17 protein-coding genes and 1 tRNA gene are annotated in these 17,975 nt (G+C 43.3%); all 18 read left to right on the forward strand.

Annotated features, from left to right (window positions below; genetic code table 11):
• The 18 genes from ARA78_RS02820 to rnc all read left to right on the forward strand — a co-directional run bounded on the left by ARA78_RS02820 (position 1) and on the right by rnc (position 17,975).
• A complete protein-coding gene (locus tag ARA78_RS02820) occupies positions 1-855 on the forward strand; it encodes a metallophosphoesterase (protein WP_055222678.1) in 855 nt (284 codons plus the stop codon).
• A gap of 126 nt (positions 856-981) precedes the next feature.
• On the forward strand, positions 982-2,586 hold the full coding sequence (locus tag ARA78_RS02825) for a L,D-transpeptidase family protein (RefSeq protein WP_055279944.1): 1,605 nt from the start codon (positions 982-984) through the stop codon (positions 2,584-2,586).
• 9 nt (positions 2,587-2,595) lie between these two features.
• Positions 2,596-2,683, forward strand: a tRNA-Ser gene (locus tag ARA78_RS02830).
• Positions 2,684-2,751: 68 nt separating this feature from the next.
• On the forward strand, positions 2,752-3,567 hold the full coding sequence (locus ARA78_RS02835; RefSeq protein WP_242849647.1) for a purine-nucleoside phosphorylase: 816 nt from the start codon (positions 2,752-2,754) through the stop codon (positions 3,565-3,567).
• A gap of 15 nt (positions 3,568-3,582) precedes the next feature.
• Positions 3,583-4,065 carry a ribonuclease HI gene (gene rnhA / locus ARA78_RS02840; protein ID WP_022216442.1) on the forward strand — a complete coding sequence of 161 codons (483 nt, stop codon included), beginning with the start codon at positions 3,583-3,585 and terminating at the stop codon, positions 4,063-4,065.
• A gap of 17 nt (positions 4,066-4,082) precedes the next feature.
• The gene (locus ARA78_RS02845; protein WP_022216443.1) at positions 4,083-6,509 is read left to right on the forward strand and encodes a homocysteine S-methyltransferase family protein; all 2,427 of its coding nucleotides are present in this window, start codon (positions 4,083-4,085) and stop codon (positions 6,507-6,509) included.
• A 186-nt stretch (positions 6,510-6,695) separates the two neighbouring features.
• Positions 6,696-7,172 (forward strand): acetolactate synthase small subunit, encoded by a 477-nt coding sequence (ilvN, locus tag ARA78_RS02850; RefSeq protein ID WP_015534958.1) that lies wholly within the window; start codon positions 6,696-6,698, stop codon positions 7,170-7,172.
• Between the two features lie 70 nt (positions 7,173-7,242).
• Positions 7,243-8,268 carry a ketol-acid reductoisomerase gene (gene ilvC, locus ARA78_RS02855; protein ID WP_015534957.1) on the forward strand — a complete coding sequence of 342 codons (1,026 nt, stop codon included), beginning with the start codon at positions 7,243-7,245 and terminating at the stop codon, positions 8,266-8,268.
• A 203-nt stretch (positions 8,269-8,471) separates the two neighbouring features.
• The gene (greA, locus tag ARA78_RS02860; protein WP_015534956.1) at positions 8,472-8,969 is read left to right on the forward strand and encodes a transcription elongation factor GreA; all 498 of its coding nucleotides are present in this window, start codon (positions 8,472-8,474) and stop codon (positions 8,967-8,969) included.
• Between the two features lie 9 nt (positions 8,970-8,978).
• On the forward strand, positions 8,979-9,518 hold the full coding sequence (locus ARA78_RS02865) for an anti-sigma factor family protein (protein WP_022216444.1): 540 nt from the start codon (positions 8,979-8,981) through the stop codon (positions 9,516-9,518).
• Between the two features lie 42 nt (positions 9,519-9,560).
• Positions 9,561-12,206 (forward strand): DNA polymerase I, encoded by a 2,646-nt coding sequence (gene polA / locus ARA78_RS02870; RefSeq protein ID WP_055279945.1) that lies wholly within the window; start codon positions 9,561-9,563, stop codon positions 12,204-12,206.
• Position 12,207: 1 nt separating this feature from the next.
• A complete protein-coding gene (gene coaE, locus ARA78_RS02875) occupies positions 12,208-12,801 on the forward strand; it encodes a dephospho-CoA kinase (RefSeq protein ID WP_055279946.1) in 594 nt (197 codons plus the stop codon).
• A 132-nt stretch (positions 12,802-12,933) separates the two neighbouring features.
• On the forward strand, positions 12,934-13,965 hold the full coding sequence (gene pta / locus ARA78_RS02880) for a phosphate acetyltransferase (protein WP_015534954.1): 1,032 nt from the start codon (positions 12,934-12,936) through the stop codon (positions 13,963-13,965).
• A gap of 57 nt (positions 13,966-14,022) precedes the next feature.
• Complete coding sequence (locus ARA78_RS02885) at positions 14,023-15,216, forward strand: acetate/propionate family kinase (protein WP_055279947.1); 1,194 nt, start codon at positions 14,023-14,025, stop codon at positions 15,214-15,216.
• Between the two features lie 118 nt (positions 15,217-15,334).
• Entirely contained in the window at positions 15,335-15,850 is a 516-nt protein-coding gene (locus ARA78_RS02890; protein ID WP_015534953.1) for a YceD family protein, read from the forward strand.
• Between the two features lie 13 nt (positions 15,851-15,863).
• Positions 15,864-16,046, forward strand: a complete 183-nt coding sequence (gene rpmF, locus ARA78_RS02895; RefSeq protein WP_004850916.1) for a 50S ribosomal protein L32 — start codon at positions 15,864-15,866, stop codon at positions 16,044-16,046.
• A 229-nt stretch (positions 16,047-16,275) separates the two neighbouring features.
• The gene (gene plsX, locus ARA78_RS02900; RefSeq protein ID WP_055279948.1) at positions 16,276-17,286 is read left to right on the forward strand and encodes a phosphate acyltransferase PlsX; all 1,011 of its coding nucleotides are present in this window, start codon (positions 16,276-16,278) and stop codon (positions 17,284-17,286) included.
• Positions 17,286-17,975: a ribonuclease III gene (gene rnc, locus ARA78_RS02905; protein WP_022216448.1), complete on the forward strand. Its 690-nt coding sequence runs from the start codon at positions 17,286-17,288 to the stop codon at positions 17,973-17,975. The genes plsX and rnc overlap by 1 nt, the downstream gene beginning before the upstream one ends.

The following is a 17,975-nucleotide window of genomic DNA, read 5'->3' on the forward strand; positions in this document are numbered from 1 at the left end:
ATGAAGATTTTTTTAGTTGTAGTTATCGTACTATGCATTATAACGCTTGTTAATGTTTTGATAGAGAGTTACCGCGAAAACAGAAGAATCTCGTTTTCAAATTATCAACTGCATGACAGGAGAATAAGAAAAAAAGCCCGGATAGTCATGATATCAGATCTCCACAATGCGGAATTTGGAAAGGACAACGAGAAGCTTATAAGCTGTATAGAAAAGATCAATCCGGATTTCATACTGGTGGCGGGGGATATAATAGTCGGAAAGCCGGGACTTACAGTAGATATAGGTATACATTTTCTGAATGAACTTGGCAAGCGTTTTCCTGTGTATATGGGAAAAGGAAATCATGAGATGCGCGTATCCATATATGAAAAATATGGTGATATGTGGAACAGGTTATATGAAGGAACAAAAGATAACATCACCTGGCTTATAAATGAAAGTGTTCATCTTGATGAATACAATGTCACGATATACGGACTTGACATGAAGACGGAATATTACAGAAGATTCAAAAAGCTCGATATGGATGAAGAGTATCTGCTGAATGAACTTCCACCGATAAGCAGATCCGATTACAATATACTTATAGGACATGATCCCGATTATTTTGAAGAATATTCCCGATGGGGCGCTGATCTTACTGTATCCGGCCATGTACATGGTGGACTTGTGATTCTGCCATTTCTCGGAGGCGTGATATCGCCTATGATCAGACTGTTTCCAAAGTACTATAAGGGGTTATATTCCTGCGATGGACATAATATGATAGTCTGTGCAGGACTCGGACTTCACACTATCCGAATCAGAGTTAATAACGAACCGGATCTGGTGACCATCAATTTGTCCAGATAACAGTGCGTTAGCCTCTTATATTTAAACATAATTAAGTGTTGAATTATAGTAATATAGCATATAATATTATGTATGTTGGATGTAAGTTCGCATGGAATTATGTGTGAAGGGGAAGAGCGTGATTTTATGAACAATAACACAGATGATAACAATATAGATAAAGATAATGTGAACACTGATGCCGCTGAAGAGATAGTTGCTGAAGAGACAATATTCGGGGGGACAGAGACCAAACCGGAGACTGCGGCATCGGATGCAGCCATTCCCGATGGAGCAGGGATACCGATATTCCCAGATAATGAAGCTTCTGATGAAGCGGACGAACCGGATGACAAGTCTGCAAAAAAGACTCATAGAGCTTTGAAGATCACAGCGGCTATATTTGGAGCGGTGGTCGTATGTACATATATAGTTATATCGATATGGTTCATGTTCCATTACAACTACAAGACATACATCAATGATATAGACTATTCGTTTTACTCACTTGATGATGTCGATGCATACATAGAGAGTTACATACAGGATTATTCCCTCACACTCAAGCTCAGGGGCGGTGAGGAACATGTCATAAAACCAGAAGATATATCGCTTGATATAAAGCCGAATATAACAGCCAAGAAGATCATAAGCGAACAAAATGGTTTTCTCTGGCCTTATTACATGCTAAAGAGAAAAGATTATGACCTTTACTATTCAGCGTCGTATGACAAGGATGCTCTCGAGAAGCTTTTGAAGAGCTATGACAGTCTTGACGAGTCCAAGATGGAGAAACCGGAAGATGCCTATGTTACGATCAAGGATGGAGAATCAACAATTATTCCTGATTCTGAAGGAAATTATCTTGATTTTGACAGATTATGCTGTATAATAGATGAGGCGATTGTTAAAGGTGAATCCGTGCTTGATGTATCGGAAAGTGACGCATACGAGAGTCCTGAGCTCACAGCCGACAGTGAAGAGATAGTAAATGAGCAGAAGGATCTTGCAAAGATCCTTGAGATGACCATTACATATGAGATTGATCAGGTGTCATGGAAGCTTACCAGCAAGGAATATGGCGACTGGATCAGCAACGTAAAAGGGAAATGGAAATTCTCAGAAGACAAGGTGCGTGAGTATGTCGAGAATATCGCAAGCAGATACGATACATACGGTGTGCCGAGGAATTTCAGAACTCATAATGGTGATGTCATCACTCTGGCGAATACCTGGTATGGCTGGATGATCGATGTGGACGGTGAGACAGAAGAGCTCATGAAGCTTCTTGAAGCCGGAGAGTCCACAACACATACACCGCCGTTTGACTGCTACGCTGCAGTTTATCACGATGGCGGCGATGATATCGGTGATTCATATATCGAATGTGATTTTGGCCAGCAGCATGTATATGCATATGTAGACGGCAATCTTGTGTGGGATTCCGACTGCGTAACCGGAAGCCTTGCAAACAATGGCAAATACAGAACACCTGAAGGTGTATATACGATCCTGTATAAGAAGACACCTGCTGTGCTTATCGGCGATGACTATGAGACTCCTGTAACATACTGGATGCCATTCATAGGCGAGCTGGGAATCGGATTCCATGATGCATCGTGGAGAAGTTCATTCGGCGGTGATATATACAAGAACAGCGGATCCCATGGATGTGTAAATCTTCCTGTATCCGCGGCAGAACAGTTGTTTAATATAGTATATGACGGAATGCCTGTCATCTGCTATTATTAAAGTGTAATTGGAGACGTACCCAAGAGGTTGAAGGGTCCGCACTCGAAATGCGGTAGGTCGGGCAACCGGCGCGAGGGTTCAAATCCCTCCGTCTCCGTTATAACTTATATAGATCCTGGTCAGGAATAATATCCTGACCTTGTTTTGTATTATGGGGGTGATGATTTGGTAACATACGATCAGTTGACGGAGGCTGCCTCGTATTTGAGACATGCGATAGGAGATGTTCCTGATATAGCCTTTATCCTGGGCAGTGGTCTGGGACATATGGCGGACGTTATTGAGAACCCTGTGTATGTGGATTACGGAGATATTCCACATTTTCCTGTATCTACAGTAGCAGGACACAGAGGCCGCTTCGTATACGGATGTATCCACGGGAAAAAGGTCCTTATCATGCAGGGACGGGTCCATTATTATGAAGGATACGATATGAGCCAGGTTGTCATGCCTGTCCGTGTAATAGGGCTGCTTGGTGTAGATAAGCTTCTGCTCACAAATGCTGCAGGCGGAATATCTGAGAAGCTTGAGCCGGGCGATATCATGATGATAAGTGATCACATTTCAACATTTGTACCATCGCCACTCATTTGCAGTTACTATAATAAATTGGGTGTGAGATTTCCCGATATGACACATGTCTACGATGTGGAGCTGAATAGCTATATCAGAGAAGCATTTGCTGAAAATGATATTGATTTCAGGTCGGGTGTATATATTCAGGTCACCGGTCCTCAGTATGAGACTCCTGCAGAGATAAGAATGTTTGCGGGAATGGGGGCAGATGCAGTTGGAATGAGCACTGTATGTGAAGCCATAGCTGCAAGACATATGGGAATGCGTGTCGCAGGTCTTTCCTCAATATGCAACAAAGCTGCAGGCCTCGGCGGAGAGCTTTCGCACGAGGAGATCATTGCGGCGGGCGATGAAGCGTCAGGAAGACTTGTTCGTATCATAGACTCATTTATACAGAAAATATAATTATGGAGATCATATATGGATGTAATATTGTACACTGATGGATCTGCCAGAGGCAATCCAAATGGACCTGGTGGATATGGTGCTGTTCTTCAGTTTATCGATGCAAAGGGACAGCTTCATGAGAGAGAATACAGCCAGGGATATATAAAGACAACAAACAATAGAATGGAGCTTATGGCGGCGATAGTCGGGCTTGAGGCTCTTATAAAGCCATGTAATGTGAAATTGTATTCAGATTCACAGTATCTGTGCAACGCATTTAACCAGCACTGGATAGAGGGCTGGATCAAAAAAGGCTGGAAGCGCGGCAAGAATGAACCGGTCAAAAACCGGGATCTGTGGGAACGTCTGCTTGCAGCAAAAGCACCACACAACGTGGAATTCCTGTGGGTCAAAGGTCATGCCGGCAACCCTGGAAATGAGAGATGTGACATGCTGGCAACAGCAGCCGCAGACGGCGATGGAAAAATAACTGATGAAGGTCTGGATCAGGCCTGAGTACGAGGAGATAAGACATGAAAAAGGCAGATTTCAGAAAACTGTTTGATGATAAGATACTTATACTTGATGGAGCCACAGGAACAAATCTTATGAATGCAGGCATGCCTCTTGGCGTGTGCCCCGAGAAATGGATACTTGAACGTCCACAGATAATGTTTGACCTCCAGGTTGCATATCTGAACGCCGGCACAGATATTCTGTATGCTCCAACCTTTACATGTAACAGGATAAAACTCAACGAGTATGGGCTTGCCGATGATCTTGAGGACATGAACAGAAGACTTGTAGAATTGTCTAAGGAAGCGGTCAAGGCTGCAGGCCATGGCCTCGTGGCGGGCGATATCACCATGACCGGCGAGATGCTCTATCCTATGGGAAAACTGAAGTTTGAAGAGCTGGTCGACGTGTATAAGGAACAGATAAAGGTCATAGACGAGAGTGGTTGTGACCTGCTTGTGGTCGAGACCATGATGAGCCTCGCTGAGACCAGAGCTGCGGTTATTGCGGCAAATGAAGTGTCAGATCTCCCTATAATCGCCAGCCTTACATTCAACGAGGATGGACGTACCCTGTATGGAACCGATCCTGTGACAGCAGTAAATGTTCTTCAGAATCTTGGAGTGGCAGCTATAGGTGTAAACTGTTCCACAGGCCCTGATAAGATGGTCGAGCTTGTTAGACAGATGAAGAGCATCGCATTTATCCCTGTATTTGCAAAGCCGAACGCCGGAATGCCGGAGCTTGTAAATGATAAAAGCGTATATCGGATGACCCCTGAGGAATTTGCTGAAGATATGAAGATGATAATCGAGGCCGGGGCCGGAATGGTTGGTGGCTGTTGCGGTACGAGACCTGAACACATAAAGGCTCTTGCTGATATGGCTTCCAAGATGCCTGTTCCTGAGATAAGTTCAGAGCATGTCAGATGTATATCATCTGAGCGTTCATCTCTCATAATAGATCTGGATGCTCCGTTTAAGGTTGTTGGAGAGAGAATCAACCCGACTGGAAAGAAGAAGCTTCAGGCTGAGCTCAGGGAGGGATCTCTTGAGCTTGTCATGAATATGGCCGAAGAGCAGGTAGATAAAGGCGCTTCAATACTTGATATCAATGTCGGTATGAATGGTATCGATGAGAGAGATATGATGCTTAAGGTAGTATATCAGGTATCGCAGGCTGTAAACCTTCCGTTATGCCTTGATTCCAGCTCACCAGAGGTACTTGAGGCGGCACTTCGTATCTATCCGGGACGTGCGCTTGTCAATTCAGTATCCCTTGAGAAGGTGAAGATGGAAGAGATACTGCCTCTTGTAAAGAAGTACGGAGCTATGTTTATTCTTCTTCCTCTGTCGGATAAGGGGCTTCCGGAGAGTCCACAGGAGAAGGAGGACATAATCAACACGGTGCTTGGCACTGCGTATGAGATGGGATTTACGAAGAATGATGTGGTTGTGGACGGACTTGTTGCAACGGTCGGTGCCCAGAAGGACGCTGCCATCAACTGCCTGAAAACCATAAACTACTGTTATAACAACGGACTTGCAACCATCTGTGGTCTGTCCAACATTTCATTTGGACTTCCTGAGAGAATGTTTGTAAATACAGCATTCCTCACCATGGCTATCTCTCGTGGACTTACGATGGCTATAGCAAATCCTTCCCAGACCATGCTCATGAATGCTGCATTTGCTTCTGATATGCTGCTTTTCAAGGAGGAGAGCGATGTCCGTTATATTGAGAATGTCAAACCTCTTGAGCTTGCCTCACCGGGAGCGGGTGCATCCGGCGGCAAAGCAGGATCTGATCTGGAGGGAAAAAGCCAGATATACATAGATGTTCTCAAGGGAAATAAGAGATCAATACTTGACGATGTACACGCTGTGCTTGACAGCGGAGCTGATCCCCAGTCCATCATAGATAACGATCTGATAGGTGCGATAAATGAGGTTGGACGACTCTTCGAGAAGAAAAAATATTTCCTGCCACAGCTCATATCAAGTGCTGAGACCATGGAGATGGCGATAGGTGTTATAAGTCCACTTGTTCTGAAGGACAAGGACAGCTCTGATATGCCTACCATAGTCGTGGCGACAGTTGAGGGCGATATACATGATATAGGTAAGAACCTCGTGGTTCTTATGCTCAGAAACTATGGATTTAATGTTATAGATCTCGGCAAGGATGTTCCTTGTGATGTGATAATACAAGCGGCAAAGGATAATAACGCCAGCATAATCGGACTGTCAGCCCTCATGACAACCACCATGGTCAAGATGAAGGATGTTGTTGAAGCTGTGAAGGAGAATGGCCTGGACAGTAAAGTTGTTATAGGCGGTGCAGTTATAACCGAGAGCTACGCCGAGGAGATCGGTGCGGATGGATATTCCGAGGATGCGGCAAACTGCGTGGTTGTAGTCAAGAATCTTCTGGGCATAGAGTAAATATTTGGAAAAATCCGGATATCTCACTATAAGTTTTGGGGTATTTGTAAATACACAACAAAAATTATCAGAAATAACAGATAAAAATAATTACAAAATTCACGTTATAAATTGACATTAAAGTGGTTTATAACTATAATAATTTAGTACATTTTAAAGAGACGAGTTGAAAGGTGGTACATATAGATGGGTAATATTGTTTTGTCACTGCTTGTTGACAACACATCAGGAGTTTTGAGCAGAGTGTCAGGACTGTTCAGTAGAAGAGGCTATAACATTGACAGTGTGACAGTAGGAGAGACTGAGAATCCTGCTTATTCCAGAATGACTGTTGCGGTTAGTGGCGATGAAGCCAGTCTCATCCAGATTAAAAAGCAGCTCAACAAACTTGAGGATGTAGTAGATATCGTAGAACTTGAGCCGGGCAAGTCTGTGTGCAGAGAGCTTGTACTTGTCAAGGTCAAGGCAAATCCATCTGAGAGAAAGGATATTATCTCAGTTGCAGATATTTTCAGAGCGAATATAGTTGACGTTTCCAAAGATTCGGTTATTATAGAACTTACGGGAACAACAACCAAGTGTGAGGCGTTCCTCAGACTGCTCGATGGACATGAGATAGTTGAGCTTGTACGCACAGGTCTCACAGGTCTCATCAGAGGTTAACACGTTTTTAATTATCCAAGTGGTAGTTAATATATAAGTCATTTTATACATATTTAGGAGGATTAAAGAAATGGCAGAAGCAAAGATTTATTATCAGCAGGATTGCAATCTTTCATTACTTGATGGAAAGACAATCGCAATCATAGGATATGGTAGTCAGGGTCATGCACATGCCCTCAACGCTAAGGAGTCAGGATGCAATGTCATCATCGGTCTTTACGAGGGAAGCAAGTCATGGGCTAAGGCTGAGGCACAGGGATTTAAGGTATACACAGCCGCTGAGGCTGCAAAGCAGGCTGATATAATTATGATTCTTATCAACGATGAGTTACAGGCAGATATGTACAAGAAGGATATCGAGCCAAACCTTGAGCCAGGTAACATGCTTATGTTCGCTCATGGTTTCAACATTCACTTCGGTTGTATCAAGCCACCAAAGGATGTTGACGTAACAATGATCGCTCCAAAGGCACCTGGACACACAGTACGTTCAGAGTACCAGGCAGGAAAGGGTACACCTTGTCTTGTTGCTGTAGAGCAGGATGCTACAGGTAAGGCACTTGACCTTGCACTTGCATATGCACTTGCAATCGGTGGAGCAAGAGCCGGCGTTCTTGAGACAACATTCAGAACAGAGACAGAGACAGACCTCTTCGGTGAGCAGGCAGTCCTTTGTGGTGGTGTTTGTGCACTTATGCAGGCTGGTTTCGAGACACTTTGCGAGGCTGGTTATGATCCAAGAAACGCATACTTCGAGTGTATCCATGAGATGAAGCTTATCGTAGACCTTATCTACCAGTCAGGATTCGCTGGAATGAGATATTCAATCTCTAACACAGCAGAGTACGGTGACTATATAACAGGTCCTAAGATCGTTACAGCAGAGACAAAGAAGGCTATGAAGCAGATCCTTAAGGACATCCAGGATGGTTCATTTGCTAAGGAGTTCCTCCTTGACATGTCGCCAGCAGGACGTCAGGTTCACTTCAAGGCTATGAGAAAGCTTGCTTCAGAGCATCCATCAGAGAAGGTTGGAGAGCAGATCAGAGCACTTTATAGCTGGAACAACGAGTCAGACAAGCTTATCAACAACTAATTTCTGGTTATATATTTAAACGTATACACTTTACCCGGTAATTACTGCATGCAGTGGTTGCCGGGTATTTTTTATGAGGGCTGTATCCGCACTGGATACAGGCAGCCGCCATGATAACTAGTGCAGCAACACCTCATTTTACTTTGAATGGATTTTGTGATAGTATATATAAAGTATTGCGTTAGATTTGGAGGCGTATCGATATGGGTAAGCAGCTTACAAAAAAAGACATCGAAAAGATGGAACAGGAGATCGAATATAGAAAATGTGTAGTCAGGAAGGAGAAGCTTGAAGCCGTAAAGGAGGCAAGAGCTCAGGGGGATCTCAGTGAGAATTTTGAATATTATGCAGCAAAGAAAGACAAGAATGCCAATGAGCGAAGGATCAGATATCTGGACAGGCTTGTCAGGACTGCAGATATAATAGATGATACCTCAGCAGACGATGAGGTTGGAATTGATAACACGGTAACCGTTTATTTTGAGGATGACGACGAGGAGGAAACATACAGAGTTGTCACAAGCGTTCGTGCTGATGTGCTTGACGGAAGGGTGAGCAACGTATCACCTATAGGCAGGGCGATCATGGGACACAAGGTTGGCGACAGAGTCCAGGTCGTTCCAGAGAAGGGTGAGCCGTATTATCTGGTCATAAGAAAGATTGAAAACACACAGGATGATGGATCATTTGAGATTAACTAGGTGGATCATATGAATTGTTTGGAAGCACAGTCAAAGATAATGGCGTTTATTGAGAATAAACTCCCTGACGATGAACTCAGAGAGTTTATTAAGCATGTCAGATCATGCAAAAACTGCTATGAAGAGCTGGATATCTATTACACGCTTATAGTTGGTATGAAACAACTGGACGAGTCTGATAATATATCTACAGATTTTAAGAATGCCCTGGATAAGCATCTTGAGGAAGAGATGAACAGACTTACCACGGTAAAGAGAATAGCAAATTCCACGATACTGGTCGGAATTGCAGCCGTTGTTGCCGGACTTATATGGCTGTACAGCGGTGCTCTTGACAAGGTCTACAACTATGAACAGAATTCCAAACTCAGTGAGCAACCTGAATACTATTATGCTGAATTCTTTGGCTCAAGACTTTTGGACGATTCCCGCTATGATCTCAGTGATATCGACAGATATTACGAAGAACAAAACAAAGTCAGGGATGAAAGTACGGAATTTATGCAGAATATCAAAAAATATAATGCGAATCATAAGGGTATCGAATAGTCAGAATACTCTATGGCGAGCGGTAAATAAGAGGAGGTTTTCATGCCAGATACAGGTAAAAAGATATTGATAATAGATGGACACAGCATACTTAACAGAGCTTTTTACGGGCTTCCGGATCTCACCAACTATGAGGGACTTCACACGAATGCTGTCCTCGGTTTTCTTAATATTATATTCAAGATAATCGACGAAGAGAATCCGACAAATGTATGTGTGGCATTTGACGTTAAACAGCCTACATTCAGACATCTTATGTACAAAGAGTATAAGGGCACAAGAAAGCCTATGCCGGATGAACTGCGGGAGCAGGTACCACTCATAAAAGAAGTCTTGACAGCAATGAACGTCACCATAGTTGAGAAAGGTGGTTATGAGGCTGATGACATCATAGGCACATTGTCAAGAGTTGCAGATTCTGCCGGATACAAGGTTGTGATAGTATCGGGTGACAGGGATCTTCTGCAGCTTGCAACAGACAATATCCTTGTCCGTATTCCGAAGACAAAAGCAGGCGGAACCACGATAGAGAACTATTACGCAGACGATGTGAAGGATCTCTATGGAGTTACCCCAGTCCAGTTTATAGATATGAAGGGACTTATGGGTGATACGTCAGATAACATCCCGGGGGTTCCTGGAATAGGTGAAAAGACCGCCTCAAAGATCATTCAGCAGTGGGGATCTGTGGCAGGAGCTCTTGAACATATAGACGAGATCAAGCCTCCTAAAGCCCAGAAAAATCTTGCGGAGTTCTCAGAACAGGCAATAATGTCCAGAGAGCTTGCAGCGATCAAGCTTGACTGTGAACTGGATTTCAAGCTTGAGGATACCACATATGAGAATGCGTTTAATGACAATTCATACAACATTTTCAAAAGACTGGAATTCAAGAGTCTCTTAAAGAAGTTTGACAACCAGCAGACTGTAAGTGAACTGAAACCGGATATAACAGTGGTAAATTCTACAGCCGACTTTGCTCATATCGAGGATGCTGCAAAGAAATCAGGAGCTGTCGGTGTATACGTTGCCCACAGTGATGACATGATGCTCGGCATAGCCGTTGCCTGTGATTCAAAGGATGTGTACGTGATAAACTGTTCATCGGGTATAGATCCTGATGAGGCAGTCAAATTCATATACGATCTGAAGAATGCCGGAATCATCATATGCATGGAGGATCTTAAGAGCGCGCTGAAATATGTAGATTTTCATGAATGTGACACAAATGTACTTGATATAGGAGTGGCAGCATATCTCCTCAATCCGATGGAGGATTCATACGATTACGATGATGTCGCAAAGGAATATCTTGGCAACATACTTCCTTCTGAGAAGGAACTCATCGGCAAAGATGAATTGAATATATTTACATTTATAAGTGATAATTTTCTTGAAGTATTTTCGTACAAGGCGGTCGTTCCGCTCCTTGCAAAGGATATCGTCATGGATAAGCTTGCCAAAGAAGGCATGCTTGAATTGTACAATAAGGTTGAGCTCCCTACCGTTTACACCTTATACGACATGGAAAAACGCGGAATAAGAGTCGATAAGGCAGAGCTTGAGGAATACAGCAAAAAGCTTGAGAAGAGGATTCAGGAGCTTCACGATTCGATAATCGGTTACGCAGGAAAAGAGTTCAATATCAATTCTCCGAAGCAGCTTGGACCTATCCTTTTTGAAGATATGGGCATACCGGGCGGCAAAAAGACCAAGACGGGCTACTCAACAAGTGTGGATGTACTTGAAAAGGTCAAAAACGAACATCCTATCATCGGAGATATTCTGGAATACAGACAGCTCACAAAACTCAATTCCACATACGCAGTGGGACTTGTGAACTATATATCGGATGACGGACGTATTCACGGAACCTTTAACCAGACTATCACGGCAACCGGAAGAATAAGCTCAACAGAGCCTAACCTTCAGAATATACCTATGAAGCTGGAACTCGGAAGACTTATCAGAAAGGCATTTATCCCTAAGGAGGGATATATATTTGTAGATGCCGATTACTCACAGGTAGAGCTTCGTGTACTTGCCCATCTGTCGGGAGATGAGGTTATGAAGAACGCTTTCCTTAACAACGTGGACATACACGCCACAACCGCATCCGAAGTGTTTGAGGTTCCTATCGATGAGGTTACATCTCTTCAGAGACGGCATGCAAAGGCTGTCAACTTCGGAATCGTGTACGGAATCAGCGCATTTGGTCTGAGTGAGGATCTGGGTATATCCAGAAAAGAGGCTTCAGATTTCATTGCAAAGTATTATGACACCTATAAGAGTATAAAAGCGTATTTGGATGAACAGGTAGCCCACGCAAAGGAAAAAGGTTATGTGACGACCATGTTCGGAAGGATCAGGCCTATCCCTGAGCTGAAGTCATCCAACTTTATGCAGAGGAGTTTTGGCGAGAGGGTTGCCATGAATTCGCCTATACAGGGAACCGCTGCGGACATAATCAAGATCGCCATGGTGAGAGTTAACATGAAGCTCAAGGAGCTCGGACTGAAGTCACAGCTTATCCTGCAGATACACGATGAGCTTCTTATAGAGGCTGCCGAGGATGAAGTGGACATAGTGAAGAAGCTTCTCGTTGATGAGATGATGCATGCCGCAGATATGACCGTACCTCTTGAGGTGGGCGTTGCATCAGGAAATAACTGGTATGAGGCAAAATAATATGAAGATCATAGGAATAACTGGTGGTATCGGTTCTGGAAAAACTGCTGTGCTTGATATAATGCAGCGAGACTACGGAGCATTCATTATGGAGGCCGACGCCCTGGCTCACAGACTCATGGAACCGGGACAGATATCATACAATGACATAGTGGAACACTTTGGAAGAGATATTCTTGATGAAGACAGCAGGATCGACAGAGCAAAGCTTTCAGCGGTCGTTTTCAGCGATCAGAAGCAGCTCGATATCCTCAATTCCATAACCCATCCAAATGTAAAAAAGGCCATTCTTGAATCCATGGAGGAGCAGAAAAAGTCAGGATGCAGACTATACGTTCTTGAAGCTGCACTGCTTATCCAGGATGGGTATTTGGACATCTGCGATGAGATGTGGTATGTCTATGCAGACGTTTCAAAACGAATTGAACGTTTGTGTGCTTATCGCGGATTTACCGATGAAAAAGCAAGAAAAGTCATCGCTTCGCAGGATCCTGACAGCTATTATGAGGAAAATTGTTCAAAAAAGATAGACAATTCAGGTAATTTAGAAAAATTGAGAAACCAGCTTAAGCTGGCGATGGGAATTGAGTGTTAGATTTTTTTAGTTATTATCACGGATTGTACGGATAAAAAGACAATTTTTTTGGCTATTTCTATTGAGAATAATGGGGCAATGAGTTAAACTTTAACTATGTGTGTTTTCATTATTTCAAAGGGGGAAATAAACATGAAGTTTATTGATCAGTTAAAAGAAAAAGCCAAACAGAATAAGAAAACTATCGTACTGCCTGAGACATCAGACATGAGAACAATCGAGGCAGCCGGCAAGGTATTGGCAGAGGGCATTGCGAACATTATCCTGGTTGGAGACAAGGAAGATATCATGAGCAGAGCTGGTGATATCGATCTCAGCGGAGCATCATTTGTTGACCCTAAGAATTATGAGAAATTTGATGAATACGTGGATGCTTTTGTAGAGATGAGAAGAAAGAAGGGCATGACCGAGGCAAGAGCCAAGGAACTGCTTTTAACAAACCCATTATATTTTGGATGTATGATGGTTAAGCAGGATGATGCAGACGGTATGGTTGCCGGTGCGATCAATGCATCAGCAGATGTGCTCCGTGCAGCACTTCAGACACTGAAGACTGCTCCGGGAACAAGAATCGTATCAGCATTCTTCCTGGTTGTAGTTCCAGATTGTCAGTATGGTGCCAACGGAACATTTGTATTTGCAGATGCAGGACTCAATCAGAGCCCGTCAGCGTCAGAGCTTGCAGATATCGCAGAGCAGTCAGCGAAGTCATTTGAACTTCTGGTTGATGAGACACCTGTTGTGGCTATGCTGTCACATTCAACAAAGGGAAGCGCAAAGCATCCTGACGTTGACAAGGTTATTGAAGCTACAGAGATCGTTAACGCTGAGTTTCCTGACCTTCTGTGTGATGGTGAGCTTCAGTCAGATGCAGCACTCGTTCCTGAGGTTGCAGCATCAAAGGCACCTGGAAGCAAGGTCGCAGGACAAGCGAATGTTCTTGTGTTCCCTGATCTTGATGCAGCGAACATCGGATACAAGCTTGTACAGAGACTCGCAAAGGCTGATGCATATGGTCCTGTTACACAGGGTATTGCAAAGCCTGTAAACGACCTGTCAAGAGGCTGTGTTGCAGACGATATAGTTGGAGTTGTTGCCATAACAGCTATCCAGGCTCAGGCTCAGGAGGACGGCAGAATGAAGGTAACTCCAAAAGAGAGATAGTAAAAGATAATTTTTAAAGATGATTTATTTACACATAAGTTGTGCAGGAGGATTGAAATGAAGGTTCTTGTAATTAATTGTGGTAGTTCATCACTGAAGTATCAGCTTATTGATTCTGATACAGAGGCTGTTATAGCAAAAGGACTGTGTGAGAGGATCGGTATCGACGGAAAGCTCACACATCAGACCATGGGTAAGGATAAGTATACAGTGGATGCCGCTATGCCGGATCACAATGCTGCTGTAAAATTTGTTCTTGACGCTCTTCTTGATACAGATAAGGGAGCTATCGCTTCACTGTCAGAGATCGATGCTGTTGGACACAGAATAGTTCACGGCGGTGAGAAGTTTGCGAATTCAGTAGTTATAACAGACGAAGTAATGGCGGCCATAGAAGAGTGTAATGATCTTGCACCACTTCACAACCCTGCCAACCTCATTGGAATCAGAGCATGTCAGGCACATATGCCGGGTGTTCCTATGGTTGCGGTATTTGATACAGCGTTCCACCAGACCATGCCTGATAAAGCATATACATATGCAATACCTTACGAATATTACAAGAATTATAAGATAAGAAGATACGGTTTCCACGGAACAAGCCACAGCTTTGTATCCAAGAGACTGGCAGAGCTTATAGGCAGGGATATCAAAGATACCAAGCTTATCGTATGCCACCTTGGAAACGGATCAAGTATCACAGCAGTTGACGGCGGTAAGTCAGTGGACACTTCCATGGGACTCACACCTCTTGCAGGTCTTCCTATGGGCACAAGAAGCGGTGATATAGATCCTGCGATTCTTGAGTTCATTGCCGGCAAAGAGGGCAAGAGCGTTGAGGAGATAACAACTATTCTTAATAAGAAGTCAGGTGTATCAGGACTTTCAGGCGTATCAAGTGATTTCAGAGATCTTGACGCCGGCATGAAGGATGGCAATGACAGATGCCGTCTTGCTCTCGATGTATTCTGCTACAGTGTCAAGAAATATATTGGAGCATATGCAGCCGCAATGGGAGGCCTTGATGCGATAGCGTTTACGGCAGGAATCGGAGAGAACAATCCATATGTAAGAAGAGTATCAACAATGGATCTTTCATTCATGGGTATCGATATAGATGAGACTAAGAACGAGATCCGCGGCGAAGAGCAGAAGATATCCACTGACGCTTCAAAGGTTCAGGTATGGGTAGTTCCTACAAACGAAGAGCTTGCCATTGCAAGAGAGACTGTAGAGCTTGTTACAAAATAAGTCTTCTGTATAACGACAGGATTCAGTTGACGGAATTGTATAAAAATTTTGCAATATTTTGTTGACAATAAATATCTGTATATGTATAATAGCAGATGTGCGATTTTTAGGAGATATTATGTTAATTGATTTATCTGAGATTTTATCCACTGAGGGATTGACTAAAAGCGTTGAAGTACATGTAGACTTTGATAGTTTCCAGTTTAAGGGAATGGACTACCGGATTGGACAGGCAGATGATTTTCAACTGAATCTGTCGAATGACGGCAAGAACAGAGTCAAGGTTACCGGAAGCACTGATGTTGTCATGGAGCTTGTGTGTGACAGATGTCTGGAGGAGTTTGAGAGAACTTTCCATATAGATATCGACACAGTTATTGATACTTCCGTTTTGGATTCTGATAAGGTAGATGAGATAGATGAGTTAAGCTATTTTGAAGACTGTAATATCGATATGGACGCACTGTTGAAAAAGGAACTGATGGGTTTAGTTCCAATACAGATTCTGTGCAGGGATGACTGCAAGGGACTCTGTAAGGTGTGTGGAACGAATCTGAATCATGGTACATGTAACTGTGATGATTTTGTTCCTGATCCGAGATTATCAGTTTTTAATGACATCTTAAAGAATTGAGGAGGTGTGAATAATGTCAATTTGTCCAAAGAATAAGAGCTCAAAGGCTAGAAGAGATAAGAGAAGAGCTAACTGGAAGATGTCTGCACCAGCATTAGTTAAGTGCAGCAAGTGTGGCGAGTTAATGGTTCCACACAGAGTTTGTAAGAACTGCGGTTCATACAACAAGAAAGAGATTATCTCAGTTGCTGAGTAATTTCCAGTTCTCACTCGGTATTTGAGTAGTAGAATAAACAAGACCTTTCTTATTTTTATAATAAGGAAGGTCTTTTTTCGTGCACATATATACATGGCGGTTTGTATATTTGTACTGAAATATTTGACTTTGACAATTCAGAAATATATAATGACCTTGTGCGTTTGCACCTAAAAATAATTATATGGTGGGATATCCCATAATACACGTAAGATAGGAGAGTTTTGATATGGGCGATACAAGAATTGTAGTAGATGCTATGGGCGGAGATTATGCACCGGAGTGGATCATAAGAGGTGCTGTAGAAGCTGTGAACGAAGGGGCAAAGGCTCATATAATTCTCACTGGAAAAGAGGCTGTCATAAAGGGTGAGCTTGCCAAATACACATATGACACCTCCAAGATAGAGATAAAGAACTGTACTGAGGAGATCACATGTCACGATGCACCTGTTCAGGCAATCAGAAGCAAGAAAGACTCATCACTTACAGTTGGAATGAATATGGTAAAAAGTGGAGAGGCTGACGCAATAATCTCAGCCGGAAGCTCAGGAGCCATCCTTGCAGGAGGACAGCTTATCGTCGGAAGATCCAAAGGTGTGAAGAGATCACCTCTGGCACCACTCATCCCTACGACTAAGGGATATTCGCTTCTTATTGACTGCGGTGCTAATGTCGATGCGAGACCTGAGCATCTGCTTCAGTTTGCAAAGATGGGTTCCATATATATGGAGAACATCGAGAAGATCGAGAAGCCAAGAGTAGCCATCGTCAATATTGGTGACGAGGAGGAGAAGGGTAACGCCCTCGTAAAGGAGACATACCCACTGCTCAAGGAATGTAAGGACATCAATTTTGTTGGAAGTATAGAAGCTCGTGAGATTCCAAATGGTGCTGCAGATGTCATCGTATGTGAAGCATTTGTGGGAAATGTTATCCTCAAGCTGTACGAGGGACTTGCAAAAATGCTGCTTGGAGAGATCAAGAAAGCGGTTATGTCTTCATTCAAGTCAAAGATCGGCGGTGCACTTATAAAGGATTCCCTCGGAGAGCTCAAGGAGAGATTCAACGCCAAGACAAAGGGTGGAGCACCTCTTCTTGGACTTAAGGGACTCGTGGTAAAGATCCACGGCAACTCACACAACGAAGAAGTTGAGAGTGCAATATTCCAGTGCATCAACTTCAGTGAGACCGGAGTAAACGCCAAGATTGCTGAAAAGCTGAGTGAGGAGCAGGCATAATGAAGAAGGATTATGGTGAGCTTGAAAAAAGAATAGGATACGAATTCAAGGATATAAGACTTCTGATAACAGCTCTGACACACACGTCATTTGCAAATGAGCTTAAGGTTAATAAAACTGAGTCATATGAGAGACTTGAGTTTCTCGGGGATGCCATCCTTGAGTATATTGTGAGTGACTATCTCTTCCGCAAGAAGAGAGAATATGAGGAGGGAAAACTCACAAAGCTGAGGGCAAGTCTCGTATGCGAATTTACTCTTTCACAGATATCCGAGAGTCTTGGATATGGCAAATTTGTCCTTCTTAGCAAGGGTGAAGCCCAGACAGGCGGAAGGACAAGGAAATCCATTCTGTGTGATCTCTTTGAATCCGTTCTCGGTGCGATGTATCTTGATGGCGGAATGGATGTCGCCAAGAAGTTTGTCCATCAGTTCCTGCTGGATGACGTTGAGACAAAATCATTGTTCTACGATGCAAAGTCAACCCTTCAGGAATTCTGCCAGAAGAATGGAAAAGAATTAAAGTATGAGCTCATAGAGGAGAAGGGGCCTGAACATAACAAGATATTTGTATCGGATGCCATGATAGATGGCCAGGCTACAGCCAGAGGTGAGGGTTCAAACAGAAAAAACTCCGAACAGATGGCTGCATACAAAACATTGTTACAATTAAGAAAAAAGCAGGATTAA

This window comes from Coprococcus eutactus (assembly GCF_001404675.1).
Classification (GTDB): Bacteria; Bacillota; Clostridia; order Lachnospirales; family Lachnospiraceae; genus Coprococcus; species Coprococcus aceti.